Consider the following 25,167-nt stretch of genomic DNA (forward strand, 5'->3'; position numbering starts at 1 on the left):
GCGATGGCGGTGGGTCAGTCAGCATTGATGTTGGATGTGACGGCCTCTTCGCGAGAAAGCCCGCTCCCACAATGGAGCTGCGGTGAACCCAAAGCTCATGAACACCCCAATCTCCTGTGGGGAGCGAGCCTGCTCGCGATGGCGGTGTCAGCCGCGCCATGGTCATCAAGCCATGTGCCTGCGTCGATACTCCTCTGGCGTGGTGCCCATCATTTTGCGAAACATGCTGATGAACGCCGAGGCGCTGCTGTAGCCCAGGTCCAGGCCGATGGTTTCCACGGTCTGGCCTCGTTCGAGCAGGGCCAGGGCTTCGATGACTTTCAGGCGCTGGCGCCATTGCACCAGTGAGATGCCCAGGTCCCGCTGTGCCCGGCGCATCAGCGTGCGTTCGGTGGTGTTGGCGGCGCGGGCCAGTTCCGGCAGCGAGCGTGGGTCACCCGGGTTGGCCTCCAGGGCTCGCAGTACCGGTCCCAACAGTGGATCGTCGGAGGAGGGCAGGTAGCTGCCAACGTGGGGCGCCTGGGTCAGTTTGTCCACCAGCACGTGTAATAAACGTTGCTGTTGAGGTGTCGGCGTAGCGCTCGGCGGGTCGTTGCGCAGTTCTTCCAGGAGGGCGCGGATCAACGGGCTCAAGGTCAATGCGCAAGGCCAGGCGGGCAGGGCGCTGCACAGTTCGGCTGACAGGTACAAAGAGCAATGACAGGCCTCATGCCGATTGAATCCCATGTGTTCCATGTCCGATGGTAACCAGATGCCGTACTGCGGCGGTGCCAGGTAGTGATGTCCGGCGATCTCGATCTCCATGACCCCGCTATAGGAGTAGACGAACTCGCCCCAGGCGTGGCGGTGTCGTGGGTAAGTGGCGTGGGCCGGCATGCAGGCGCTGCGAAAATAAATCGGCGTCGGCAGGGTGGCTTCGAACGGCGGAATCTTCAAATGCTGGGCAGGTGGATGCATATCGACCACGATGGCGGATTGCCGGGATGGTTTGTCGGGTTATCACTATATCCATCAAAGTTGTCAGGCAGACAATCCTTTCCTCAAATCAATCCTCAGGACTAATCCCATGACGACCCGCCGCGCCCTGGATGGCCCAGTCTGCGCCCTAATGACTGGCCTGTGCGCCATCTGGGGTTTTCAGCAGGTCGCAATCAAGGCCAGCGCCGCCGATATGGCGCCCATGCTGCAATTGGGTCTGCGCTCGGCCATCGCCGCAGTATTGGTATCGCTACTGGTGTGGGTGCGGGGCGAGCGTCTGTCGCTGGCCGATGGCAGTTGGCGTCCGGGCCTGCTGGTGGGGTTGCTGTTTGCCCTGGAGTTCGTGATGGTGGGTGAAGGCCTGCGCCACACGACGGCTTCACACATGGTGATTTTCCTCTACACCGCGCCCATGTTCGCCGCCCTGGGGCTGCACTGGAAACTGCCAAGCGAGCGCCTAAAACCTGTGCAATGGCTGGGTATCGCCGTGGCATTCGGCGGTATTGTCGTGGCCTTCAGCGGTGGTTCTGGATCGGCGAGCGGCAGCTCGCTGCTCGGCGATGGCATGGGCTTGCTGGCCGGTGCGCTCTGGGGAGCGACCACGGTGACGGTGCGTTGTTCGCGGTTGACGAACCTGCCCGCCAGCCAGACGTTGCTGTATCAATTGGTCGGCGCCGGGGTGCTGCTGGTAGGGATGTCGGTAGCGCTGGGGCAAACGACGATCAACCCCACACCGCAACTGCTGGCCAGCCTGGCCTTTCAGGTATTGCTGGTATCGTTCGCCAGTTTTCTGATCTGGTTTTCCCTGCTGCGCCGCTACCTGGCTTCGCAATTGGGGGTGCTGTCGTTCATGACGCCGCTGTTTGGCATCGGTTTCGGAGTCTGGTTGTTGGATGAACCGCTGGAGCCGAACTTCATCGTCGGCGCCGCTCTGGTATTGAGTGGGATTCTACTGGTCAGCGGTTACGGATGGTTTCGCCAGCGTTGGGGGCGATGGCCGGTTTTGCGGCGGGAGTAAGGGAGACAAGCCCATGTGGCGAGGGAGCTTGCTCCCGCTGGGCTGCGCAGCAGCCCCAAAGCCAGGCAACGCGATCATTCAGGTAGACCGCATTGCCTGGGTTGCGACTGCTGCGCAGTCGAGCGGGAGCAAGCTCCCTCGCCACAAAAGCCCCCTAGTGCAACGGGGAGGCTTGGATCAAACCTTGACGATCCAGCCCGCCGGCGCTTCCACGTCACCGGTCTGCACGCCAGTCAGCTCTTTGTAGAGTTTCTGGGTGATCGGACCGACTTCGGTTTCGCTGTGGAACACGTGCAGCTTGTCCTTGTAGCTGATACCGCCGATCGGGGTAATGACCGCAGCGGTACCGCAGGCGCCGGCTTCCTTGAAGTCCGACAGTTTGTCGATGAACACGTCGCCTTCGATCACTTCCAGGCCCAGGCGCGATTTGGCCAGTTCGATCAGCGACAGGCGGGTGATGCCCGGCAGGACCGAAGGGGATTTGGGGGTGACGAATTTGTTGTCGTGGGTGATGCCGAAGAAGTTCGCCGAACCGACTTCCTCGATTTTCGAGTGGGTCATCGGGTCCAGGTAGATGCAGTCGGCGAAACTGGCCTTCTTGGCCTGGGAACCGGGCATCAGGCTGGCGGCGTAGTTGCCACCGACCTTGGCCGCGCCGGTGCCTTGTGGGGCGGCGCGGTCGAAGCTGGAGATCAGGAAGTTGTGTGGGGTCAGCCCGCCCTTGAAATAGGCGCCGACCGGGATGCAGAAGACCGAGAAAATGAACTCAGGCGCGGTGCGCACGCCGATGTTGTCACCTACGCCGATCACGAAGGGGCGCAGGTACAGCGCGCCGCCGGTGCCGTAAGGCGGGATGAAGCGCTCGTTGGCGCGGACCACTTGCTTGCAGGCTTCGACGAACTGCTCGGTCTCGACGAACGGCATCAGCAGGCGGGCGCAGCTGCGCTGCATGCGGGCGGCGTTCTGGTCCGGGCGGAACAGGTTGATCGAACCGTCCTTGCAGCGATAGGCCTTCAGGCCTTCGAAGCATTGCTGACCGTAGTGCAGGGCGGTGGAGCCCTCGCTGATGTGCAGCACGTTGTCGTCGGTCAGGGTGCCGGCGTCCCAGGCGCCATCGCGCCAGTGCGACAGGTAGCGCTTGTCGGTCTTGATGTAGTCAAAGCCCAGTTTGTCCCAATTGATGCTCTCGTTACCCATGACACCCTCTATTTCTTAACAACCGCCGAAACGGTTCAAGGCTTCTGACGTTTTTTGGATGGGGACAACAATACTTCATTCCGGGGCTGTTTCGCAGCCTGTTACATGGATCCTGCAGCTGAAAACAGCCCTGCGGTCGTTGTGAGGGATTGTGGGAGCAAGGCTTGCTGTGGGAGCAAGGCTTGCCCGCGATACAGCCAACGCGGTCCTTGGTGAACCGAGGCGCCTGCATCGCGAGCAAGCTTTGCTCCCACAGCAAGCCTTGCTCCCACAAGTTATTCACCCACAACTGTCACAGATGCAACGCATGCCCCAACGCCCGCAGCGCCGCTTCCTGCACCGCCTCGCCCAGCGTCGGATGGGCGTGGATGGTGCCGGCGATGTCTTCCAGGTGTGCGCCCATTTCCAGGGACTGGCCGAACGCGGTGGACAGCTCCGACACACCGACGCCGACCGCTTGCCAGCCGACGATCAGGTGATTGTCCCGCCGCGCCACGACCCGCACGAAACCGCTTTTCGATTCCAGGGTCATGGCCCGACCATTGGCGGCGAACGGGAAGCTGGAAACGATGCAGTCGAGCCCGGCAGCCTTGGCTTCGTCCGGGGTCTTGCCAACCACCACCAGTTCCGGGTCGGTAAAGCACACCGCAGCGATGGCCGTCGGGGTGAACTCGCGAGGCTGGCCGGCGATCAGCTCGGCAACCATTTCGCCCTGGGCCATGGCGCGGTGAGCGAGCATCGGTTCGCCGCTCAAATCACCGATGGCCCAGACGTTGCGCATGCTGGTTTGGCAACGGTTGTCGATTTTTACCGCCGAACCGTTCATCTCAAGCTGCAGCGCTTCGAGGTTCCAACCCAGGGTGTTGGGTTTGCGACCAACGGCCACCAGCACCCGGTCGGTGTCCAGGTTCAGCGTATCGCCAGCGGGATTGCGCACTTGCAACGTGCTGGCTTGGGCATCGAAACCTTCGACGCTGTGTTTGAGGAACAGCTTCACGCCCAGCTGCTTGAGCGCCTCGTGCACCGGTTGGGTCAGTTCGCCGTCGTAGGCCGGCAGAATCCGCTCCTGGGCCTCGACCACGCTGACCTCGGCGCCGAGTTTGCGGTAGGCAATACCCAACTCCAGGCCGATGTAGCCACCGCCCACCACTACCAGGTGCTTGGGCACCGAGGCAGGGGCGAGGGCTTCGGTGGAGGAAATGATCGGCCCGCCAATCGGCAGCATTGGCAGGTCGACGCTTTTCGAACCGGTAGCCAGCAGCAGGTGTTCGCACTGGATGCGCGTGTCACCGACGTTAACCGTCTTGCCATCGACTACCTTGGCCCAGCCCTGAATGACCTGGACCTTATGCTTTTTCAGCAGCGCCGCGACGCCGGTGGTCAGCCGGTCAACGATGCCGTCCTTCCACTCCACGCTCTTGCTGATCTCCAGCGTTGGCGCCGCCACGGTGATGCCCAGGGCCGAGCCCTGGCTATGGTGCCGTGTCTGATGGAACTGCTCGGCGACGTGAATCAACGCCTTGGACGGAATGCAGCCGATGTTCAGGCACGTTCCGCCCAGCGCCTGGCCTTCCACCAGAATGGTTGGGATGCCCAACTGACCGGCGCGAATCGCCGCCACATAACCGCCGGGGCCGCCGCCGATAATCAGCAGCGTGGTGTGCAAAGTCTGCATTAATTACTCCACAAACAGGGTGGCGGGTTGTTCGAGCAGGCCGCGCAGGGCCTGGATGAATTGCGCCGCGTCCATGCCGTCGACCACCCGGTGATCGAAGGAACTGGAAAGGTTCATCATCTTGCGGATCACGATCTGGCCCTTGATCACCACGGGCCGTTCGACGATTTTGTTCACGCCGACGATCGCCACTTCCGGCAGGTTCAGCACCGGCGTACTGACGATTCCGCCGAGGGCGCCGAGGCTGGTCAGGGTGATGGTCGAGCCGGACAGCTCATCGCGGCTGGCCTTGCCATTGCGGGCCGAGGTGGCCAGGCGCGAGATTTCTGCCGCGCTGTCCCACAGGCTGCGGGCTTCGGCGTGGCGCACCACCGGCACCATCAGGCCGACGTCGCTCTGGGTGGCAACGCCGACATGCACGGCGCCCGAGCGGGTGATGACCTGGGCTTCGTCGTCATAGCGGGCGTTCATTTGCGGGAAGTCGCGCAGGGCCACGACCAGGGCTCGCACCAGGAATGGCAACAAGGTCAGCTTGCCGCGGCTGGCGCCATGTTTTTCGTTCAGATGAACCCGCAGTTCTTCCAGAGCGCTGACGTCGACTTCCTCAACGTAGCTGAAATGCGCGGCACGTTGAGTCGCCTCCTGCATGCGCTGGGCGATCTTGCGGCGCATGCCGATCACCGGGATCTGCTGCTCGTCGTGGCGTTCGGCGTAGCCTGCTCCACCTTTGGTCTGGATCGACGGACCCTGGGCCAGATAGGCCTCCAGGTCTTCGTGCAGGACACGGCCGGCCGGGCCACTGCCCTGGACCAGGCGCAATTGAATGCCCAGGTCCAGCGCGTGTTTGCGTACGGCCGGAGAGGCCAACGGGCGCTCGTCGGGATCGCGGGCCACCGGGGCTTGCGGAGCCGGGCGTGGCGCCGCAGCGGGTTTTTCCAGCGCCGGTTCAGGCGTTGCCACCGGCGCGGGTTTCGGCGCTGGCGCGGCGACGGCGGGTTGCGCCGATTCCTTGAGGTTGCCGGCACCTTCGACTTCAATGCGGATCAGTTCGCTGCCCACCGCCATGACTTCGCCCGGCTCGCCACCCAGGGCAATCACCCGACCGTGCACTGGCGAGGGAATGTCCACCATGGCCTTGTCGGTCATGACATCGGCCAGTACCTGGTCCTCGACCACCATGTCGCCAACCTTGACGTGCCACACCGACAGTTCTACTTCGGCGATGCCTTCGCCAATGTCCGGCATCTTGATAACGTGCGTGCCCATTCAGACCTCCATGACCCGTTTCAACGCCGCGCCCACCCGGGACGGCCCTGGGAAATACGCCCACTCCTGCGCATGCGGGTAGGGAGTGTCCCAACCAGTGACACGCTCGATAGGCGCTTCCAGGTGATGGAAACAATGCTCTTGCACCAGCGACACCAACTCGGCGCCGAAACCGCAGGTGCGGGTGGCTTCGTGGACCACCACACAGCGGCCGGTCTTCTTCACGGACTTGACGATGGTCTCAAGGTCCAGCGGCCAGAGGCTGCGCAGGTCGATGACTTCGGCGTCGATGCCGGTTTCTTCGGCGGCGACCTGGGACACATACACCGTGGTGCCGTAGGTGAGGATGGTCACATCCTTGCCCGGGCGGGTGATGGCGGCGACGTCCAGCGGTACGGTGTAGTAACCGTCCGGCACCTGCGCCGACGGGTGTTTCGACCACGGCGTTACCGGGCGGTCGTGGTGGCCGTCGAACGGGCCGTTATACAGGCGCTTGGGTTCGAGGAAGATCACCGGGTCATCGTTTTCGATGGAGGCGATCAGCAGGCCCTTGGCGTCGTAAGGGTTCGATGGCATGACGGTGCGCAAGCCGCAAACCTGGGTGAACATCGCTTCGATGCTCTGGCTGTGGGTCTGGCCGCCATAGATGCCGCCGCCGCAGGGCATGCGCAGGGTCATCGGCGCGGTGAACTCGCCGGCGGAGCGATAGCGCAGGCGCGCCGCTTCGGAAATGATCTGGTCCGAGGCCGGGTAGACGTAGTCGGCGAACTGGATCTCGGCCACCGGCCGTAACCCGTAGGCGCCCATGCCCACCGCCACGCCGACGATACCGCTTTCAGAGATCGGTGCATCGAACACCCGGGAGGTGCCGTACTTGTTCTGCAGGCCTTCGGTGCAGCGGAACACGCCGCCGAAGTAGCCCACGTCCTGGCCGAACACCACGACGTTGTCGTCGCGCTCAAGCATCACGTCCATGGCCGAGCGCAGGGCCTGGATCATGGTCATGGTGGTAGTGGTCATGGCGGTGTCCAGCTGGATAGTGTTGTTGTGATCGTTCATGTCAGATCCCCAACTCCTGACGCTGGCGCTTCAAGTGCTCCGGCATCTCTTTGTAGACGTCTTCGAACATGGTCGCGGCGCTTGGGATCTGCCCGCCGGCGAGGGTGCCGTACTGCTCGGCCTCCTTCTGCGCGGCGATCACCTCGGCTTCGAGTTCGGCGGTGACTGCAGCATGTTCCTCTTCGGACCAGTGGCCGATTTTCACCAGGTGCTGCTTGAGGCGCGCAATCGGGTCGCCCAGCGGGAAGTGGCTCCAGTCGTCGGCGGGACGGTACTTCGAAGGATCGTCGGAAGTGGAGTGCGGGCCTGCGCGGTAGGTCACCCATTCGATCAGCGCCGGGCCGAGGTTGCGTCGGGCGCGCTCGGCGGCCCAGCGCGAGGCAGCGTAGACCGCCATGAAGTCGTTGCCATCCACCCGCAGCGAGGCGATGCCGCAGCCGACGCCGCGTCCGGCGAAGGTGGTGGCTTCACCACCGGCAATGGCCTGGAAAGTGGAGATTGCCCACTGGTTGTTGACCACGTTGAGGATCACCGGCGCCCGGTAGACGTGGGCGAAGGTGAGGGCGGTGTGAAAGTCCGATTCGGCGGTGGCACCGTCACCGATCCAGGCCGAGGCGATCTTGGTGTCGCCTTTGATCGCCGAGGCCATGCCCCAGCCCACACCCTGGATGAATTGCGTGGCCAGGTTGCCGGAAATGGTGAAGAAACCGGCGTCCTTGACCGAGTACATGATCGGCAACTGCCGGCCCTTGAGCGGATCGCGCTCGTTGGACAGCAGTTGGCAGATCATCCCCACCAGCGGCACGTCGCGGGCCATCAGGATGCTTTGCTGGCGATAGGTGGGAAAGCACATGTCATCGATGTTCAGCGCCAGGGCCTGGCCGCTCCCGATGGCTTCCTCGCCGAGGCTCTGCATGTAGAACGACATTTTTTTCTGGCGCTGGGCGACCACCATGCGGTTGTCGTAGATGCGCGTCTTGAGCATGGCGCGCATGCCTTTGCGCAGGATCTCCAGAGGCACGTCTTCGGCCCATGGGCCGTGGGCATTGCCCTGGTCATCGAGCACCCGAATCAGCCCTCGGGCCAGGTCGGCGGTGTCGGACGGCTCAACGTCGATGGAGGGTTTGCGCACCGTGCCGGCATCGCTCAGATGCAGGTAGGAGAAGTCGGTCTGGCAGCCGGGACGGCCCGAGGGTTCGGGGACGTGCAGGCGTAGTGGTTCATACGCTGGGTTCATGGCTTTCTACGCTCGATCTTGTGAATTTCTTGTAGTGGGCGCGCTAGCTGACGAACTTTCCTGGGTAAGGAAAATTGTCCTACAACAATCATAGGCTCGACGCAGAAGAATATTTTTCTCTGTTAGGTTGCTGTTCAGATCATTTGCAGATAAAAAATCTGCACAACGATAAAAAATAGGATTATTTGTCTCATGCGTAAACTCGATCGCACCGACATCGGCATTCTGAACAGCCTTCAGGAAAACGCCCGCATCACCAACGCCGAGCTCGCCCGGTCGGTCAATCTCTCGCCCACGCCGTGCTTCAACCGGGTCCGGGCCATGGAGGAGCTGGGGGTGATACGCGAGCAGGTCACGCTGCTGGATGCCGATCTGCTGGGCCTGCATGTCAACGTGTTCATCCACGTCAGCCTGGAAAAACAGGTGGAGGAGGCGTTACAGCACTTCGAAGAGGCGATCTCCGACCGGCCGGAGGTGATGGAGTGCTACCTGATGGCAGGCGACCCGGATTACCTGATCCGCGTGCTGGTGCCGTCGATCCAGTCGCTGGAGCGGTTCATGATGGACTTTCTGACCAAGGTCCCGGGTGTGGCGAATATCCGCTCGAGCTTTGCGCTCAAGCAGGTGCGCTACAAGACCGCGCTGCCGTTGCCGGCCAATGGGTTGACCTTGGGTACCTGAACTCCCGCTGGGCCTGTAGGAGCTGCCGAGCGAAGCGAGGCTGCGATCTTGTCCCAGACAATTGAGTCGCGAGCCAAAGATCAAAAGATCGCAGCCTTCGGCAGCTCCTACACGAACCTGTCTGGAGGGGTTACAGGAGTCGACACTGCATCGAAAACCCCAACGCCACCGACTGCCCTTGCTCCAGCAAGCGTAACCCTGGCCGCCCTGGCAGGTGGTGGGCATTGACCGGATGGCTGACCGGTTCGATGCAAAAAAAATCCAGGCCCACGGGACAGTACAGCAGGAAGTATTCGCTACCGCTGGCTCGGCATTCCAGCTCATAACCCAGGTCCGGTTGCTGGATCAGGCAATGCCCGTCCCACCCGCCAAAACCGTTGTCCACGAGGGTGTCCGGCAGCAAGCGGGGTTGTTGGAAGTCCCAGGTTTGAGGAATGTTGCCTAACGTTGTCGGCAGTTTTTTCTCATCGCACATCCAGACTTCGCTCGCCCGGGTTTGCAGGCGCGTGCCGGCGGTGCGCGGAAAATACGGATGCAAGCCCAGCCCATGCCAGGCGGGCTGTTCGGCCATGTGGGTGACGAGCATTGCGATTTGCAGTTGGCCGCCGCTGAGGCGAATCCGCAGGCTGGCGCAGTAGGCGAACGGGGATTGGCTGTCGAGTTGCAGCAACACTTCCTGGGCGCTTTGCTCTATCACTTGCCAGGGTTGCTGCCAGGCGCTGCCATGGATCGGGAACGGATCGTTGGGGCTGTTGGCGTCCAGGGCAAGCCAGCCGCCGGGGCAATCGAAACCGCCTTGGGCGATCCGGTTCGACCACGGAATCAACGGGAAGCAGCCGAGTTTGCCCGGCAGGCCGTTTTCCAGCGCTTGCGGCGCGGGCGGGCGTAGCAGGGGAGCGCCAGTGCTGCGCAATGTCCATTCAACGAGACTGGCGCCCAGGTGCGGGGCCAGGGCGAGGCGGGTGAGTTCGTCTTCGAGATGGAGAAGAGGCGGGGTCATGGTGGCCTTGTTTTGCAAGGTTGAAAAAACGGTTGTGGGGAAAGCGGGATTGTTGTGTGCGAACCCTGTGGCGAGGACTTGTGGGAGCAAAGCTTGCTCGCGATGAAGATGACGCAGTCCCCCTGGAAACCGAGGAGCCTGCATCGCGGGCAAGCCTTGCTCCCACAGGGGGATTTTGTCGTTTGTTCGTTACAACACCAGATGCGGCAGCCACAGCGAAATGGCGGGGATGTAGGTCACGAGCAGCAGCACCAGGAACAACATGCCGTAGAACGGCAGCAGGGCCTTGACGGTGCTTTCGATGCTGACCTTGCCAATGGCGGCGCCCACGAACAGCACGGCGCCCACAGGCGGAGTGATCAGCCCGATACCCAGGTTCACCAGCATGATCATGCCGAACTGCACTGGGTCCACGCCGATACCCATGACCACCGGCATCAGGATCGGTGTCAGGATCAGGATCAGCGGCGCCATGTCCATCACCGTACCTAGGACCAGCAGCATCGCGTTGATGCACATCAGGATCACGTAGCGGTTGTCGGAGATGGTCAGGAACAGGGTGGTGATTTTCGCCGGGATCTGCATCAGCGTCATGATGTAGCCGAAGCTGGCGGCGAAGCCGATCAGGATCATCACGATTGAGATGGTACGCACCGTGCGATGCATCAGCTTCGGCAACTCGCTCCACTTGTAGTCGCGGTAAATGCACATGGTCACGAAAAATGCCCAGAGCACAGCGATGGCGGCCGATTCGGTGGCCGTGAAAACACCCGAGAGGATGCCGCCGAGGATGATGAACATGGTCATCATGCCCCACATGGCTTCCCGGCAGATTTTCAGCGCCTGTTTGAGGGGAATCACTTCGCCCTTGGGGTAGTTGCGCTTTTTCGCGAAGATCAGGCACAGCACCATCAGGCAGGCGTTCATCAGCAGGCCCGGCACGATGCCGGCCATGAACAGCGCACCGATGGAAACCGTACCGCCGGCCGCCAGGGAGTACAGCACTGCGTTATGGCTGGGCGGGGTCAGCAGGGCTTGTACCGAACCACTGACGGTCACTGCGGTGGAGAACTCCCGCGGATAGCCGCGGCGTTCCATTTCCGGGATCAGTACCGAACCCACCGAGGCGGTGTCGGCCACCGAGGAGCCGGAAATGGCACCGAAGAACGTCGAGGCCATGAGGTTGACCAGTGACAGACCGCCGCGCACGAAACCCACCAGCACACCGGCGAATGCCACCAGCCGGCGAGACATGCCGCCCTCGGCCATGATTGCACCGGCCAGGACAAAGAACGGAATGGCCAGCAACGAAAATTTATTCACTCCGCCCGCGACCTGGATCATCACGGCCTGGAACGGAATGTCGATCCACCACGCACCGATCAGCGCAGCGGCGCCCAAGGCGTAGGCGACCGGCATGCCGATCAGGATCAACAGGAAAAAACTGCCCAGCAGAATCAGAGCGTCCATTAAGCGGCACCTTCACTTTCTTCGACCAGGTCGAACTGCACGACCCGACGCTTGCTCTGATCACCGAGCAAGAGTTTTTCCAGGACAAAAATCAGGGTCAGAAAACCACCGACCGGTATGGGCATGTACGTGATGCCGACCCGCAGCGTAGGCAGGGCGCTCATGTACTGGTTCCAGGTGGATATGCAGAGTTTGGTGCCGCCGCTGATCATGAAGATGCAGATTGCAGCCATCAGCAGCTGGGAAAAGACCGAGGCCGCGGTTTTCAAGTGCGGGGGCAGGCGGTTGGTGAGCATGTCCACGGCCATGTGCGCACCGGCGCGGTAGCTGGCGGCGGCGCCGATGAACGTGAACACGATCATCAGCAAAATCGCGCTGGGCTCAGGCCAGCTTGAGCCGGTACCCAGTACGTAGCGGGCGAATACGCCCCAGGGAATCATCAGAGCAATTGCCAGGACAGAGAGGCCGGCGACCCAGATGCAAGTCATGTAAATCTTATCGTTGATGCGCAGCAGCAAATTCTTCATCGGGTTCCACCGTAACCGGGCGCGCCCTGGGACATCGGGCGCGCCTGGCCTTTTCAAGTACAGATTGAGAGGTGTTACTGAACGGCTTCGATACGCTTGATCAGGTCGGCGTACGGCGCACCGTATTTGGCCCGGATCGGTGCGGTGGCGTCATAGAAGGGTTTCTTGTCGACCGTGATGAACTCAACGCCGGCGGCCTTGAGTTTTTCTTCACTGGCGAGGGTCTTCTTGTCCCACAGTTCACGCTCGTCAAGCTGGGATTGCTTGGCCGCTTTTTTCACCAGGGCTTGCTGCTCGGGGGTGAGTTTTTCCCAGGTGAACTTGGACATCACCACTGGCTCCGGCAGGATCAGGTGGCCGGTCAGGCTGTAGTACTTGGCGTTCTGGTAGTGGTTGTGCTCCAGCATGGTCGGCGGGTTGTTTTCCGCGCCGTCGATCACGCCGGTCTGCAGGGCACTGAAAATTTCGCCGGTGTCCATGGCAATCCCGTTGCCGCCCATGGCGTTGAGGGTTTCGATGAACATCGGGTTGCCCATGACGCGAATTTTCATGCCATGCATGTCTTCGGGCTTGTGCACAGGCTTCTTGGTGTAGAGGTTGCGCGTGCCGCCGTCCATCCAGGCCAGGGCCACCAGGTTGAATTCGGAATTGGTGATCTTGTCGAGGATCTCCTGGCCGATTTCGCCGTCGATGATCTTGCGCATGTGCGCCTGGTCACGGAACACGAATGGCATGTTGAAGACGTTCACGTCCGGCACCACCGGTCCAACGATGCCCAGGCTGACGCGAGCCATTTGTACGGCACCCACCTGAAGCTGCTCGATGACTTCTTTTTCCGACCCCAGCACACCGCCGGAATACATCTTGAAGGTGAACGGGTCTTTCTGGCCTTTGCTTCCCTCGACCAGCGTCTTGCCGAGGATTTTTTCCGCTTCCACGGTTGGATAGCCATCGGGGTGGATATCGGCAAACTTGATCTCAAGAGCCTGGGCCGCTTGCGCAAGGAAGGCCAGGGGGAGGGCTGCGATCAGAAGCGTGCGTTTGAAATTCATGGTCAATCTCCAGTGTTGTTGTTTTTATGTCTATCGAATGAAGCGGCAATGCAGGTCAGTTGGCGGCGTGTTTCGATCCTCCGAAAGCCGTTTCGGCAAGGCCCTTGACGCCGGGGTTGAGGGCAAACACGCCCCCGGCCAGGGATTGCGGATCAGTGTCGTCGCCAGGGCGGATCGAGGTGACGAACAGGGTGTCCAGACGGCTGCCGCCGAAGGCGCACATCGTCGGTTTTTTCACCGGCACCGCCAATGAGCGATCCAGTCGGCCATCCGGGGTGAAGCGATGGATGAGGCCGGCATCGTTGGCGCAGATCCAGTAGCAACCTTCAGCGTCCACCGCCGCGCCGTCCGGGCGTCCGGCCAGGGGCATCATGTCGACGAACAGCCTCCGGTTAGAGGGCGTGCCGCTGTCGATGTCGTAGTCGAAAGCCCAGATCTGCTGGACCAACGGATGTGAGTCGGAGAGGTACATCGTGCGCCCGTCCGGGCTGAAGCCCAGGCCGTTGGGGACGATGAACCCGCTCAGTTGTGCCTCGACCGGGCTGCGTTGTCCGGCCTCATAACGGTACATCCGACCTGCGTCGGCGTTGGCCCCCATGTTCAGCACCATGCTGCCGGCCCAAAAACGGCCCTGGCGGTCGCAACGGCCATCGTTGAGGCGCATGTCGGTGCGGCTGTGCTCGACGCTCGCACAGAGTTCGCTGTCGAGGCTGCCGTCGTCATGGGGGTGCAGGCGGAAGAAGCCGCTCTCCATGCCGGCGACCCAACCCCCGTCCTGGTGACGGGCGATGCAGGCGAGCATTTCGGGCGTTTCCCAGCCTTTGAGTTGTCCGGTTCCGGCATTCCAGCACTGCAGTCCGCCGCTGGGAATGTCTACCCAGTACAGGGCGTTTTCCTCGGGGACCCACACGGGGCTCTCACCGACAGCGTTGCGTGCATCGACAATCAATTCGGCTTGCATGGCGATTCCTTGGTTCGTTCGTATCCCATGAAAAACAGGCGAATCAGTCGTCGAACGGGCCGGCCGCGACAAAGGCGCCACCCTGGTAGACCCTGGCCGGGTCATCGGCGGCCGGCATCGGCTGTGCTTCGACCTTGGCTCGGAAGACTTCGGAGCTGTCCTTGGGCTGGTAGCCCAGGTGCGCGGCCTGGCTGTTGTCCCACCAGACGTCGCGGTTGGCGGACATGCCATACACCACGGTGTGGCCGACTTTCGGGGTATAGAGCGAGCATTCGATCAGTTGAGTGAGGTCGTCGAAGCTCAGCCAGGTGCTCATCATCCGGCGGTTCTGCGGTTCGGGGAACGACGAGCCAATGCGGATGCTCACGGTTTCGATGCCGTAGCGATCAAAGTAGAAACTGGCCATGTCTTCGCCGTAGGACTTGGACAAGCCGTAGTAGCCATCCGGACGGCGAGGGGATAGGGCGTCTAGGGCCTGGTCCTGCTTGTAGAAGCCGATGACATGGTTGGAACTGGCGAAGATTACGCGCTTGACGCCATGCTTGCGGGCGGCTTCATAGATGTGGAACACGCCGCTGATGTTGGCACCGAGAATCTCTTCGAACGGACGCTCTACCGAAACGCCGCCGAAATGCAAAATAGCATCGACGCCTTCCACCAGTTGGTGCACCGCCTGTTTATCAGACAGGTCGCACGGCACCACTTCTTCACTTTCATCAATGGCCGGGGCCATGTTGGCGATGTCCGACAGGCGAATATGGCGGGCGAAAGGCTTGAGGCGTTCACGCAAGACTTTACCCAAGCCGCCGGCAGCGCCGGTCAGCAGCAGACGATTGAAGGGTTGGCGAATGTGTGTCGTAGTCATGAAAGTACCTGAGCAAACGGTGAGAGGTATCAGTTGTTATAAGTTGTCGTACGACCGAGAGGGAATATCCTTATCCTACCGCTACCTTGTCAACGTTTGATCGACGAATCGCTCTAAAACGGCATCCTTGCCTTTGGCTGTTGCGTCGCCATGGCCCTTTTGAAAAGCGGCCATGGCGGGGGATCCCGGCTTAAAGAAGCGAGATTGGGTAGCTGACGATCAAGCGGTTCTCATCGAACTCACTGGTGCTGTAATCCCGGCGCATTGTCGAGTTACGCCATTTCACATTGAGGCTCTTCAACGCACCGCTCTGTACGGTGTAGGCCAGTTCGCTTTCGCGACCCCATTCCTTACCGTCGGTGATGGTGCCGGTGTGCACGTTGTCACCGCTGATGTAGCGGTTCATCAGGGTCAGGCCCGGTACGCCGACGGCGGCGAAGTTGAAGTCGTGGCGCACTTGCCAGGATCTTTCCTCGGCGTTGTCATAGCTGGAGTTGTAGCTGTCGTTGGCCAGGGTGCCGCCGCTGGTGCCGTTGACGCGCATCCAGCCATCGTCGCCACTGAGTTTTTGCAGGCCGACGTAGAAGGTGTTGCCACCGTATTTGGCCGAGAGCATGGCGGACAAGGTTTTGTTGTCCAGGTCGCCGGCCAAGGCGCTGCCTTCTTCCTTGCCGATGAAGTAACCGAGGTTGGCGCCCAGGGTCCAGTCACCGACGGGCTGGCTGTGGGTCAGGTTGAAATACTTCTGCTGGTAGATGTCGGACAGTTCGGCATACCAGACACCGACCTGGGTGCGTTTGTCGTTGAAGGCGTATTCGCCACCGCCGAAGTTAAAGCGGTCCGAAAGGAACGCACCGCGGCCGTTCATGGACATGTCTTCCATGCTCGCGTCGTTGCGCATGCTGTTGGCGCGGAACTGACCGCCGTAGAGGCTCAAGCCGCTGATTTCGGTGGAGGTTACCTGGCCGCCGCGGAAGGTTTGCGGCAGGGAGCGACCGTCGTCCGAGCGCAGGATCGGCAGCACCGGCATCCATTCGCCCACCTTCAGTTCGGTTTTCGATACCTTGGCCTTGAGGGCGACCCCCAGGCGACCGAAGTCATCGGCCGGACGGCCATCATCGTGCACCGGCAACAAGGCGGTATTGGCAGTGCCGCGACCCCCGTCGAGCTTGACCGAGTACATGCCCAGCACGTCCACGCCGAAACCGACCACGCCCTGGGTGAAGCCGGACTTGGCGTCGAGAATGAAACTCTGGGTCCATTCCTCGGCTTTGCCTTGGGCGTTGTCCGGGTTGGTGAAGTTGCGGTTGATGTAGAAGTTGCGCAGGTTGAGATTGACCTTGGCGTCATCGACGAAGCCTTCGGCGCTGGCGGTCATGGGCAGGAACAGGGCCAGGCTGCTGCAACTGATCAACCCCAGGGCGTGCCGGGAGTTGAAAAGGGTACGACGGGTTTGGTTGCCGGGTGAAAAACGGACAGGTGTGCTCACTATGACGCTCCCTACTTTTTTGTTGTTTTTATTTGTCATACGTCGTCGTACAACATGTCGCGGATTATTTGGGCGTCGTTCCTCGTTGTCAACTGGCCATTATCGAAATTGTCCAACTCGGGGAGGCCTAAAAATCAGGCGCTGCAATGGCTGTCGCTGGCCGAGGTCACGATCGCAGGCCGTGGCGCCGGGCCAATCCGGCGGCCTGAGAGTAGCGGGAAGGGCGCTTGGTTGTGCGATGACTGGTCTAAGACATTAGTCGAATGCTGGCGATTGGAAGTCTTAAGAAGGCTCTTGTGGCGAGGGAGATTGCTCCCGCTGGACTGCGTCTGTAGGAGCTGTCGAGTGCAACGAGGCTGCGATCTTGTCCCAGACAGTTGAGTCTCAAGCGAAGATCAAAAGATCGCAGGCTTCGCCAGCTCCTACAGAACTCAGCGGGAGCAAGCTCCCTCGCCACAAGGGTGTGTTGTTTAACCCTGTTCCTGGTCCAAACGGGTTTGTGTTTATCCAGATGTAGGATCTTTCGGGGTCGGGCTACGTTGTCTTGCGCCATTACCTACAACTGCGCCAGAATCCGCCGGCTTGTGCGCCTTGGGGCCGGGCTCTATCGTTTCCGGGTCGCTGAGAAATCAGTGATCGGGTTTGGTAGCCCGGCTTTTGACTTGTCGCATAGCCCTTGTCATACAGTCCATTTCGGAACTGTTTTATGGCGGTCATGCGCAGGGCGTCTTCGGACGCGCCGGTTCTCCAAGTCACCGGTCTACCAACCCGCGTATGGCCGCCACCCTTCGTTTGGTAGCGAGAGTGATGGCTCCATTTTCGATTTGGAGATTCATCTATGTTCAAAGTAACCCCCAACCCACCCGATACAGATCCATCCAACTCCAGGGCGTTTGACAAAGCCGCCGACCGCATCCTCGACCACTACCTCAAGCCCAAACCCAAACCCAACAAGCCCGAGGCCGATCCCGGCCAACTGTTCACCGTCGCCAATGGCGTCGACACCGAAACCCTGCTCGCCAACCTCAGCGAAAACCTGGCCTCGGCCAATGCCATGGTCAGTGACTTGGCCTTCGACCTTGAAGGTCCCAGGCGCCACATCGCCCTGGGCATCCAGCAATTGATCGAACTGAGCGGATTGCTGGCGAACCGTGCGCTGGATAATGTCGAAGCGCACTAGCCGATTCACCCTTTGAAACTGGCCTCTGAAGAACACCTCCAGAGGCCAGCGCGAACCCGCTTCTGTGGCGAGGAAGCTTGCTCCCGCTGGGCTGCGCCTGTAGGAGCTGTCGAGTGCAACGAGGCTGCGATCTTGTCCCAGACAGTTGAGTCTCAAGCGAAGATCAAAAGATCGCAGGCTTCGCCAGCTCCTACAGAGCCGAGCGGGAGCAAGCTCCCTCGCCACAAAAGCTTTCCCACAAGCAGCGCCGGTGTTTTCAAAAGTGGGTGAATGCTAGTCTTGCTCAACGCTGTTGCCAGGGAGCCCTCATGGGCAATCACAAGATCGAGATTCGTCGCAGTAACGTCGAGAAAATCCTGCTGGCCGCCGAGAAGGTCTTTGCCGAAAAGGGCTTCGGCAGCACCGCCATGGCCGACATCGCCGCCGAGGTGCAGCTGCCCCGATCCAACCTGCATTATTACTTCAGCACCAAGAGCGAACTGTACAGCGCCGTGCTGTTCGATCTGCTGGAAGTCTGGAAGCAGGATGCCTTGTGCTTCGAGCTGTTCGATGACCCACGGGTGGTGCTCAGCAGTTACATCCGCGCCAAGATGAACCACTCCCGCAGTCGGCCCTACGGCTCGAAGGTCTGGGCCAACGAAGTGATCCACGGCGCGCCGACGCTGGGCCAGGCGCTGGATGCCAGCCTTTATGACTGGGCCAAGATGAAGGAAGCGAAGATCCGCCAGTGGGTCGAGGACAAGCGCATCCTGCCGGTGGAGCCTTCAAGCCTGCTCTACATGATCTGGGCCTCGACCCAGCACTACGCCGACTTCGACCATCAGATCAACATCCTCAACGACCATCAGCCGCTGTCCGACATGCAATTCGAACGGGCGGTGCAGACGGTGACCAGTGTGATCCTGCGGGGGATTGGGTTGGAGCCCTGAAATTTGTGGTGTGGCTGATGGCCCTATCGCGAGCAGGCTCGCTCCCACAGTGGATTTCTGGCGTACACAAACTCTGTGAACGACACGACCCAGTGTGGGAGCGAGCCTGCTCGCGATGGCGCCAGTCCAGACACCTCAGTCCTCAGACCGCTACATGATAGGGATTACGCGGATCATGGTTCCAGTCCAGGAACGGCTTGCCCGTTTCCATCGTCACCATCTCGATGCAGTCCTGCACCGGGCAGGTGATCTGGCAGAGATTGCAGCCCACGCACTCTTCATCGATCACTTCATATTTGCGCGTCCCGTCCGTCTGTTTGAGGCTGGCGATGGCCTGGTGGGACGTGTCTTCACAGGCGATGTGGCAGCGACCGCAGCCAATACAGGCCTCTTGGTCGATCTTGGCGATGACCTGATAGTTGATGTCCAGGTACTTCCAGTCGGTGGTGTTGCCCACCGCACGACCGGAAAATGCCTGCAGGTTGGCGTGGCCGTGATCGTCCATCCAGCGTGACAGACCATCCTTCATCTCTTCGACAATACGAAAGCCATGGAGCATCGCTGCCGTACACACTTGCACGGCGCCACTGCCCAGGGCGATGAATTCCGCCGCGTCGCGCCAACTGCCGATGCCACCGATGCCGCAAATCGGCAAGCCCTGGGTTTGCGGGTCGCGGGCGATTTCCGCGACCATGTTCAGCGCGATTGGCTTGACCGCCGAGCCGCAGTAGCCGCCGTGGGTGCTCTGGCTGCCGACGATGGGCAGGGCGACCATGCGGTCCAGGTCGACGCTGGTGATGGAATTGATGGTGTTGATCAACGACACCGCATCGGCGCCGCCCCGATGGGCCGCCCGGGCAGCGACGCGGATGTCGGTGATGTTCGGCGTGAGCTTGACGATCACCGGCAACGAGCAATAGGTCTTGCACCAGCGCGTGACTTGCTCGACGTACTCCGGCACCTGGCCGACGGCCGCGCCCATGCCCCGTTCCGGCATGCCGTGGGGGCAGCCGAAGTTCAGCTCGATACCATCGGCGCCGGTGGCCTCCACCAGGGGCAGGATGCGTTTCCAGGATTCTTCCACGCACGGCACCATCAACGACACGATCAGCGCCCGGTCCGGCCAGTCCTTTTTCACCTGGGTGATTTCCCGCAGGTTGATCTCCAGCGAACGGTCGGTGATCAGCTCAATGTTATTAATGCCCAGCACCTCGCGATTGGCGCCGAAGTGGGCCGAGTAACGCGACGACACGTTCACGGCCGCCGGGTCCTCTCCAAGGGTTTTCCAGACCACGCCACCCCAACCGGCCTCGAAGGCACGTACCACGTTGTAGGCCTTGTCGGTCGGCGGCGCGGAGGCCAGCCAGAACGGATTGGGGGCTTTGATGCCGGCGAAGACAATCGACAGATCGGCCATTTACGCAGCCTCCACGTTGAGCATGAGTTGAGCGTTGATCGCCTCGGCGGCAAGCTTGCCGTGCTGCACGGCCTGCACCGTCAGGTCCTGGTCCAGGCTGGTGCAGTCACCGCCGGCATACACGCCGGCAATGCTGGTGCGTAAATGCTCGTCCACCAGGATTCGTCCATCCTGGCGTTTGAGCTCCCGGGCCAGCGGGTCCGCCAGCGCGTGGTCATCGAAGGCCTGGCCGATGGCTTTGAAAATCCCGTCGGCGGGCAGGTCGAAGGTGTCGGCGCCGATGACCAACCGACCGTTCTCCAGATGGGTGCGGCAGAAGCGCATGCCCCGCACGTTCCCGGCTTCGTCCAGCAGCACCTGTTGCGGCTGGGCCCAGGTCAGCAGACGCACCTGATTGGCCTTGGCGATGTCTTGCTCATGGACGGTGGCGCCCATGTCCTCAAGGCCGCGCCGGTACACCAGGCTAACGTCCCGGGCACCGAGACGGGCCATCTGCACGGCCATGTCGATGGCGGTGTTGCCGGCACCGAGGACGATGCAGCGCTCGGCCAGCGGCAATTGGCTGAGGTCGTCGGCCTGGCGCAACTCGCGGATGTACTCGGTGGCGGCCAGCAGCCCCGGCGCCTGTTCATCGCTCAGGCCCAGTTGTTTGCTGGCGGCCAGGCCAAGGCCGAGGAACACGGCGTCGAATTGCTGGTGCAAGTCGCTCAAGCTGAGGTTTTCGCCCAGCTTCTGCCCATGGCGGATTTCGATGCCGCCGATGCCCAGCAGAAAGTCCAATTCGTGCTGGGCATAGTCGTCCACCAGCTTGTATTTGGCGATTCCGTATTCGTTGAGGCCGCCGGCCTTTTCCCGGGCTTCGAACACCACCACGTCATGGCCGTGCATCGCGCTGCGGTGAGCGCAGGACAACCCTGCGGGACCCGCGCCAACCACGGCAATGCGCTTGCCGGTGGCGACGGCGCGTTTGAACGGGTGTTCGCTGAAGTGCGCGTTGTCCACGGCGTAGCGCTGCAACAGGCCGATCAGTACCGGCGCGCACTCGTGGGCGTTGTTGCGCACGCAGGCTTGCTGGCAAAGGATCTCCGTGGGGCAGACCCGGGCACAACTGCCGCCGAGGATATTGGCCGAGAGAATCTTTTGCGCCGCGCCCTGGACGTTGTCCTGATGGATGTTGCGGATGAACGAGGGGATGTCGATCTCGCTCGGACAGGCGTTCACGCACGGCGCGTCGTAGCAGTACAGGCAACGGGATGCTTCCAGGTGGGCCTGGCGCGCGTTGAGCGGTGGCGCCAGGTCGCTGAAACGCGCGGCGAGGGCGGTCGGGTCTTCCTGGGAATGGGGGAGGTGACTCAAGGGCTGGATCATGGAATTGGCCTCACGGTGTTTGAGGTGCTGCCTCTGGTGGGCAGTGTTTTTTTCGTTGCCTGGACTGGCCTCATCGCGAGCAGGCTCGCTCCCACAGGGATCTGTGGTGCACACAGATTTTTGTATCCATTCAAAACCCAGTGTGGGAGCGAGCCTGCTCGCGATAGGCCGTAGGCCGCTAGCAGCGTTTCACTGCAACCGGCCGGTGCAACTCAGCCCGCTTGCTCAGCAAATCGAACACCGCCGGATAAGCCGGTCGTTCGATGTAGCGTCCGGCCCCGCGTTCGGCCCGCAGGTCGCCATCGACCCAGACCAGCCGGCCCTGGCTGATGGTGTGGCTGGGCACGCCGCGCACGGTCTTGCCTTCGAAGATGTTGAAATCCACCTGCTGATGGTGGGTCTTGGCCGAAATCGTGCGGCTGCCTTGGGGGTCCCAGACCACCAGGTCGGCGTCGGCACCGACACGAATGGCGCCTTTGCGCGGGTAAAGGTTGAAAATCTTCGCGGTGTTGGTGGAGGTGAGGGCGACGAAGTCATGCATCGACAATTTGCCGCTGTTGACCCCTTCATCCCAGAGCACCGCCATGCGGTCTTCGATACCGGCGGTGCCGTTGGGAATCTTGCTGAAGTCTTCGCGGCCGGCGGCTTTCTGCTCGGCGCAGAAACAGCAATGGTCGGTGGCGGTGGTGTGCAGGTTGCCCGACTGCAAGCCATGCCAGAGCGCCTCCTGATGCCCGCGGGGGCGGAAGGGCGGGCTCATCACATATCCGGCGGCGGTCTGCCAGTCGGGGTGGCGATACACGCTATCGTCCAGCAGCAGGTGCCCGGCCAATACTTCACCGTAGACCGGCTGGCCCTGGCTGCGGGCATAGGTGATTTCATCCAGGGCTTCCTTGGTCGACACATGCACCAGGTACAGCGGCGTGCCCAACGTCTGGGCAATACGGATGGCCCGGCTCGCGGCTTCACCTTCCACTTGCGAGGGCCGCGACAGTGGATGGGCTTCGGGGCCGGTAATGCCCTGGGCCAGCAACTTGCGTTGCAGATGATCAACCAGCTCGCCATTCTCGGCATGCACCGTGGGCACGGCGCCCAGCTCCAGGCACCGCTCGAAGCTCGCCACCAAGGTGTCGTCGGCCGCCATGATCGCGTTTTTGTAGGCCATGAAGTGCTTGAAGCTGTTCACTCCGTGATGGCTGACCAGTTCGGCCATCTCTTCACGAACCTGTTCGCTCCACCAAGTGATCGCCACGTGAAAACCGTAGTCACTGGCGCTTTTTTCTGCCCAGCCGCGCCATTGGTGGAAGGCTTCCATCAGCGATTGCTGGGGATTGGGAATGACAAAGTCGATGATCGACGTCGTGCCTCCCGCCAAGCCTGCCGCCGTGCCACTGAAAAAGTCTTCGCTGGCGACGGTGCCCATGAACGGCAACTGCATGTGGGTATGCGGGTCGATGCCGCCCGGCATCAGGTATTGGCCGCTGCCATCGAGTACTTCGACATCGGCGGGCGCATCCAGGTTTTCACCAATGGCCTTGATCACACCCTCGGCACACAACACATCGGCGCGATAACGTTCATCATGGGTTATTACGGTGGCGCCACGGATCAATAAAGACATTCCGAGTTCCTCGCAGGCATGACCGACTGATGCCGGTTCTTTATGTTGTATGGATCACGATGGGCAAGTGATGAAGTCGTGCAGAATTATAATCCTGTCACAGCTGTCAGGATTAGAAGCTAGCTGGAGTTTTAAGAATCAGCAAGATTATTTTTAATAGATTGTTTGAGCTTATAACTAATTGAAAAATATGAATTAAATGAATTAATCACCAAAATGGTGAGCTGCCTCACCATTTTGACGCACTTGACAGGATCATTATTTGAGCGAGATTTATCATGGTAAATCAGCAGCTTGAAAGGCGTTAAAGTGCGGTTTAGAGGCCTCGCAATAATGTGAGGTGCACCACTTTGAATCTCGGGCTCGACAGAACGTGCAGGTCATCTAGCCTCATGGGCACTGGCGCACAGTGCGAGCAAACAATGAAATCGGATTAAAGCGTTAAATATCAGAAAGTTGTCAGGGTTATATCGTTCAACCGGTCAACCTGGCGAGGCAAGCGGCACGGTTATTGAGTGCTGTCGCTGCCAGGCAGGGCCGCCGGTAGAACGCGCGCTTTACATGCAAGTACTCCGGCCATCGCCAGTCGATGAGCAAAAATAATGAAAACAGTGGAGCGGACATGACCAGATCAACAGTGACCGAGCGCGACGGGTTATACGAGCTTGAAGCCGGTAGCGACGTTCTCGACAGCCCCCGTTACAACCATGACATCGCGCCGACCCAGGTGCATGAGCGAACCTGGAACAAATGGCACATCACCGCGCTGTGGGTTGGCATGTCGATCTGTGTCCCGACCTACACCCTTGGCGGCGTGCTCACGGCCTATTTCGGGCTGTCGGTGGGCGAAGCGCTGCTGGCCATCCTGTTCGCCAACATCATCGTGCTGATTCCCCTGACCCTGAACGCCTTTGCCGGGACCAAATACGGCATTCCGTTCCCGGTGCTGTTGCGCTCGTCTTTCGGCGTCATCGGTTCCAACGTCCCCTGCCTGATCCGCGCGCTGGTGGCGTGTGGCTGGTTCGGCATCCAGACGATGTTCGGCGGGCTGGCGATTCATCTGTTTCTCGGCTCGGTGTTCGAAGGCTGGAAGAGCCTGGGCGGTACCGGCGAAGTGATCGGCTTCATGGTGTTCTGGGTCTTGAACCTGTGGGTGGTGCTGCGCGGTGCCGAGTCGATCAAATGGCTGGAAACCCTGTCCGCACCGCTGCTGGTGCTGGTAGGGATCGGCCTGCTGATGTGGGCGTTGCCCAACGTCTCCCTGACCGAACTGATGGCGCAGCCGGCCAAGCGGCCCGAAGGGGCCGGCGTGACCAGCTATTTCCTGGCGGGGCTCACGGCGATGGTGGGTTTCTGGGCCACGCTGTCGCTGAACATTCCTGACTTCAGTCGTTATGCAAAGAGTCAGAAAGACCAGATCGTGGGGCAGATCATCGGCCTGCCGTTGACCATGTTCCTGTTCGCCGCCCTCGGCGTGGTAATGACGGCGGCCTCGGCAAAACTGGTGGGCGTGACCGTCTCCGACCCGGTGACCCTGATCGGACACATTCAGAGCCCGCTGTGGGTGGCGTTGGCCATGGTGTTGATCATCATCGCCACGCTCTCGACCAACACCGCCGCCAACATCGTTTCGCCTACCAACGACTTCCAGAACCTGGCGCCGAAGCTGATCGGCCGTACCAAGGCGGTGATGTTGACCGGGCTGGTAGGGCTGGCGCTGATGGCCCACGAACTGCTGAAAAAACTCGGTCTGATCGTTTCCGAGGTCAGCCTTGAATCGGTCTATTCCAACTGGCTGCTGGGTTATTCGAGCCTGCTGGGGCCGATTGCCGGGATCATGGTGGTGGACTATTTCCTGATCAAGAAACAGCAACTGGACCTGGCCGGGCTGTACCGCGACGACGTCTACCCGGCCTGGAACTGGAATGGCTTCATCGCCTTTGGCGTGCCGGTGGTGCTGACGCTGCTGTCCCTGGGCAGCGACGCGTTCAGCTGGTTCTACAGCTACGGCTGGTTCACCGGCTCGGCACTGGGCGGGGTGATTTATTACGGGTTGTGCAGTCTGCGGGCGAGCCCGTCCATTGCTAAAACTGCGGTGTAAAGGAGGGCCCCATCGCGAGCAGGCTCGCTCCCACACTGGATTGGGGTGAATGCAAGTCTGTGTGCACAGCAGATCC

General features: G+C 61.0%; 21 protein-coding genes. 5 read left to right on the forward strand and 16 right to left on the reverse strand.

The annotated features are described in order from the left end of the window. Positions 1 to 165 precede the first annotated feature (165 nt). Entirely contained in the window at positions 166 to 957 is a 792-nt protein-coding gene (locus MA884_RS03855) for a helix-turn-helix domain-containing protein (protein WP_256229112.1), read from the reverse strand. Positions 958 to 1,066: 109 nt separating this feature from the next. Here MA884_RS03855 and MA884_RS03860 point away from each other — a divergent pair, with 109 nt between their 5' ends. Continuing rightward, positions 1,067 to 1,996, forward strand: a complete 930-nt coding sequence (locus tag MA884_RS03860) for a DMT family transporter (RefSeq protein WP_256229113.1) — start codon at positions 1,067 to 1,069, stop codon at positions 1,994 to 1,996. 177 nt (positions 1,997 to 2,173) lie between these two features. On the opposite strand, the gene MA884_RS03865 is transcribed toward MA884_RS03860, so the two are convergent. The 5 genes from MA884_RS03865 to MA884_RS03885 form a co-directional block, all read right to left on the reverse strand. Next, positions 2,174 to 3,193, reverse strand: coding sequence for a branched-chain amino acid aminotransferase (locus MA884_RS03865; protein ID WP_256229114.1), 1,020 nt, complete (start codon positions 3,191 to 3,193; stop codon positions 2,174 to 2,176). 292 nt (positions 3,194 to 3,485) lie between these two features. Continuing rightward, positions 3,486 to 4,868 carry a dihydrolipoyl dehydrogenase gene (gene lpdA, locus MA884_RS03870; protein WP_256229115.1) on the reverse strand — a complete coding sequence of 461 codons (1,383 nt, stop codon included), beginning with the start codon at positions 4,866 to 4,868 and terminating at the stop codon, positions 3,486 to 3,488. Between the two features lie 3 nt (positions 4,869 to 4,871). Continuing rightward, on the reverse strand, positions 4,872 to 6,134 hold the full coding sequence (locus MA884_RS03875; RefSeq protein ID WP_256229116.1) for a dihydrolipoamide acetyltransferase family protein: 1,263 nt from the start codon (positions 6,132 to 6,134) through the stop codon (positions 4,872 to 4,874). After that, on the reverse strand, positions 6,135 to 7,193 hold the full coding sequence (locus tag MA884_RS03880) for an alpha-ketoacid dehydrogenase subunit beta (RefSeq protein WP_256229117.1): 1,059 nt from the start codon (positions 7,191 to 7,193) through the stop codon (positions 6,135 to 6,137). It lies immediately after the preceding gene. A 1-nt stretch (position 7,194) separates the two neighbouring features. Beyond that, a complete protein-coding gene (locus MA884_RS03885) occupies positions 7,195 to 8,430 on the reverse strand; it encodes a 3-methyl-2-oxobutanoate dehydrogenase (2-methylpropanoyl-transferring) subunit alpha (RefSeq protein WP_256229118.1) in 1,236 nt (411 codons plus the stop codon). A gap of 192 nt (positions 8,431 to 8,622) precedes the next feature. On the opposite strand from MA884_RS03885, the gene bkdR reads away from it, so the two are divergent. Continuing rightward, positions 8,623 to 9,111: a Bkd operon transcriptional regulator BkdR gene (gene bkdR / locus MA884_RS03890; RefSeq protein ID WP_047227603.1), complete on the forward strand. Its 489-nt coding sequence runs from the start codon at positions 8,623 to 8,625 to the stop codon at positions 9,109 to 9,111. 130 nt (positions 9,112 to 9,241) lie between these two features. Here the strand turns inward: bkdR and MA884_RS03895 are convergent, their stop codons facing one another. The 7 genes from MA884_RS03895 to MA884_RS03925 form a co-directional block, all read right to left on the reverse strand. Further along, a complete protein-coding gene (locus tag MA884_RS03895) occupies positions 9,242 to 10,111 on the reverse strand; it encodes an aldose 1-epimerase (protein WP_256229119.1) in 870 nt (289 codons plus the stop codon). 189 nt (positions 10,112 to 10,300) lie between these two features. Next, entirely contained in the window at positions 10,301 to 11,581 is a 1,281-nt protein-coding gene (locus tag MA884_RS03900) for a TRAP transporter large permease (RefSeq protein WP_256229120.1), read from the reverse strand. Next, on the reverse strand, positions 11,581 to 12,108 hold the full coding sequence (locus tag MA884_RS03905) for a TRAP transporter small permease (protein WP_256229121.1): 528 nt from the start codon (positions 12,106 to 12,108) through the stop codon (positions 11,581 to 11,583). The genes MA884_RS03900 and MA884_RS03905 overlap by 1 nt, the downstream gene beginning before the upstream one ends. Positions 12,109 to 12,182: 74 nt before the next feature. Next, positions 12,183 to 13,160, reverse strand: a complete 978-nt coding sequence (locus MA884_RS03910) for a TRAP transporter substrate-binding protein (protein WP_256229122.1) — start codon at positions 13,158 to 13,160, stop codon at positions 12,183 to 12,185. Between the two features lie 55 nt (positions 13,161 to 13,215). Then, positions 13,216 to 14,121: an SMP-30/gluconolactonase/LRE family protein gene (locus tag MA884_RS03915; protein WP_256229123.1), complete on the reverse strand. Its 906-nt coding sequence runs from the start codon at positions 14,119 to 14,121 to the stop codon at positions 13,216 to 13,218. Between the two features lie 43 nt (positions 14,122 to 14,164). Continuing rightward, on the reverse strand, positions 14,165 to 14,986 hold the full coding sequence (locus MA884_RS03920) for an NAD(P)-dependent oxidoreductase (protein ID WP_256229124.1): 822 nt from the start codon (positions 14,984 to 14,986) through the stop codon (positions 14,165 to 14,167). Positions 14,987 to 15,176: 190 nt separating this feature from the next. Next, complete coding sequence (locus MA884_RS03925) at positions 15,177 to 16,364, reverse strand: OprD family porin (RefSeq protein WP_371134729.1); 1,188 nt, start codon at positions 16,362 to 16,364, stop codon at positions 15,177 to 15,179. A 949-nt stretch (positions 16,365 to 17,313) separates the two neighbouring features. Here MA884_RS03925 and MA884_RS03930 point away from each other — a divergent pair. Beyond that, entirely contained in the window at positions 17,314 to 17,655 is a 342-nt protein-coding gene (locus tag MA884_RS03930) for a DUF6124 family protein (RefSeq protein WP_256229125.1), read from the forward strand. Between the two features lie 308 nt (positions 17,656 to 17,963). Next, complete coding sequence (locus MA884_RS03935) at positions 17,964 to 18,584, forward strand: TetR/AcrR family transcriptional regulator (RefSeq protein WP_256229127.1); 621 nt, start codon at positions 17,964 to 17,966, stop codon at positions 18,582 to 18,584. A gap of 142 nt (positions 18,585 to 18,726) precedes the next feature. Here the strand turns inward: MA884_RS03935 and preA are convergent, their stop codons facing one another. The 3 genes from preA to hydA all read right to left on the reverse strand — a co-directional run bounded on the left by preA (position 18,727) and on the right by hydA (position 22,990). Next, the gene (gene preA, locus MA884_RS03940; RefSeq protein ID WP_256229128.1) at positions 18,727 to 20,001 is read right to left on the reverse strand and encodes an NAD-dependent dihydropyrimidine dehydrogenase subunit PreA; all 1,275 of its coding nucleotides are present in this window, start codon (positions 19,999 to 20,001) and stop codon (positions 18,727 to 18,729) included. Further along, on the reverse strand, positions 20,002 to 21,369 hold the full coding sequence (locus MA884_RS03945; RefSeq protein ID WP_256229129.1) for an NAD(P)-dependent oxidoreductase: 1,368 nt from the start codon (positions 21,367 to 21,369) through the stop codon (positions 20,002 to 20,004). A 178-nt stretch (positions 21,370 to 21,547) separates the two neighbouring features. Continuing rightward, positions 21,548 to 22,990, reverse strand: coding sequence for a dihydropyrimidinase (hydA, locus tag MA884_RS03950; protein WP_256229130.1), 1,443 nt, complete (start codon positions 22,988 to 22,990; stop codon positions 21,548 to 21,550). 622 nt (positions 22,991 to 23,612) lie between these two features. Here hydA and MA884_RS03955 point away from each other — a divergent pair. Beyond that, positions 23,613 to 25,091 carry an NCS1 family nucleobase:cation symporter-1 gene (locus MA884_RS03955; protein WP_256229131.1) on the forward strand — a complete coding sequence of 493 codons (1,479 nt, stop codon included), beginning with the start codon at positions 23,613 to 23,615 and terminating at the stop codon, positions 25,089 to 25,091. Positions 25,092 to 25,167: the final 76 nt, after the last annotated feature.

The organism is Pseudomonas sp. Q11, assembly GCF_024494355.1.
GTDB lineage: Bacteria > Pseudomonadota > Gammaproteobacteria > Pseudomonadales > Pseudomonadaceae > Aquipseudomonas > Aquipseudomonas hefeiensis.

Coding starts and splice junctions, on each gene's coding strand:
- MA884_RS03855 (WP_256229112.1), bottom strand. CDS start 957: ATGCATCCACCTGCCCAGCATTTGAAGATTCCGCCGTTCGAAGCCACC.
- MA884_RS03860 (WP_256229113.1), top strand. CDS start 1,067: ATGACGACCCGCCGCGCCCTGGATGGCCCAGTCTGCGCCCTAATGACT.
- MA884_RS03865 (WP_256229114.1), bottom strand. CDS start 3,193: ATGGGTAACGAGAGCATCAATTGGGACAAACTGGGCTTTGACTACATC.
- lpdA (WP_256229115.1), bottom strand. CDS start 4,868: ATGCAGACTTTGCACACCACGCTGCTGATTATCGGCGGCGGCCCCGGC.
- MA884_RS03875 (WP_256229116.1), bottom strand. CDS start 6,134: ATGGGCACGCACGTTATCAAGATGCCGGACATTGGCGAAGGCATCGCC.
- MA884_RS03880 (WP_256229117.1), bottom strand. CDS start 7,193: ATGAACGATCACAACAACACTATCCAGCTGGACACCGCCATGACCACT.
- MA884_RS03885 (WP_256229118.1), bottom strand. CDS start 8,430: ATGAACCCAGCGTATGAACCACTACGCCTGCACGTCCCCGAACCCTCG.
- bkdR (WP_047227603.1), top strand. CDS start 8,623: ATGCGTAAACTCGATCGCACCGACATCGGCATTCTGAACAGCCTTCAG.
- MA884_RS03895 (WP_256229119.1), bottom strand. CDS start 10,111: ATGACCCCGCCTCTTCTCCATCTCGAAGACGAACTCACCCGCCTCGCC.
- MA884_RS03900 (WP_256229120.1), bottom strand. CDS start 11,581: ATGGACGCTCTGATTCTGCTGGGCAGTTTTTTCCTGTTGATCCTGATC.
- MA884_RS03905 (WP_256229121.1), bottom strand. CDS start 12,108: ATGAAGAATTTGCTGCTGCGCATCAACGATAAGATTTACATGACTTGC.
- MA884_RS03910 (WP_256229122.1), bottom strand. CDS start 13,160: ATGAATTTCAAACGCACGCTTCTGATCGCAGCCCTCCCCCTGGCCTTC.
- MA884_RS03915 (WP_256229123.1), bottom strand. CDS start 14,121: ATGCAAGCCGAATTGATTGTCGATGCACGCAACGCTGTCGGTGAGAGC.
- MA884_RS03920 (WP_256229124.1), bottom strand. CDS start 14,986: ATGACTACGACACACATTCGCCAACCCTTCAATCGTCTGCTGCTGACC.
- MA884_RS03925 (WP_371134729.1), bottom strand. CDS start 16,364: ATGACCGCCAGCGCCGAAGGCTTCGTCGATGACGCCAAGGTCAATCTC.
- MA884_RS03930 (WP_256229125.1), top strand. CDS start 17,314: ATGTTCAAAGTAACCCCCAACCCACCCGATACAGATCCATCCAACTCC.
- MA884_RS03935 (WP_256229127.1), top strand. CDS start 17,964: ATGGGCAATCACAAGATCGAGATTCGTCGCAGTAACGTCGAGAAAATC.
- preA (WP_256229128.1), bottom strand. CDS start 20,001: ATGGCCGATCTGTCGATTGTCTTCGCCGGCATCAAAGCCCCCAATCCG.
- MA884_RS03945 (WP_256229129.1), bottom strand. CDS start 21,369: ATGATCCAGCCCTTGAGTCACCTCCCCCATTCCCAGGAAGACCCGACC.
- hydA (WP_256229130.1), bottom strand. CDS start 22,990: ATGTCTTTATTGATCCGTGGCGCCACCGTAATAACCCATGATGAACGT.
- MA884_RS03955 (WP_256229131.1), top strand. CDS start 23,613: ATGACCAGATCAACAGTGACCGAGCGCGACGGGTTATACGAGCTTGAA.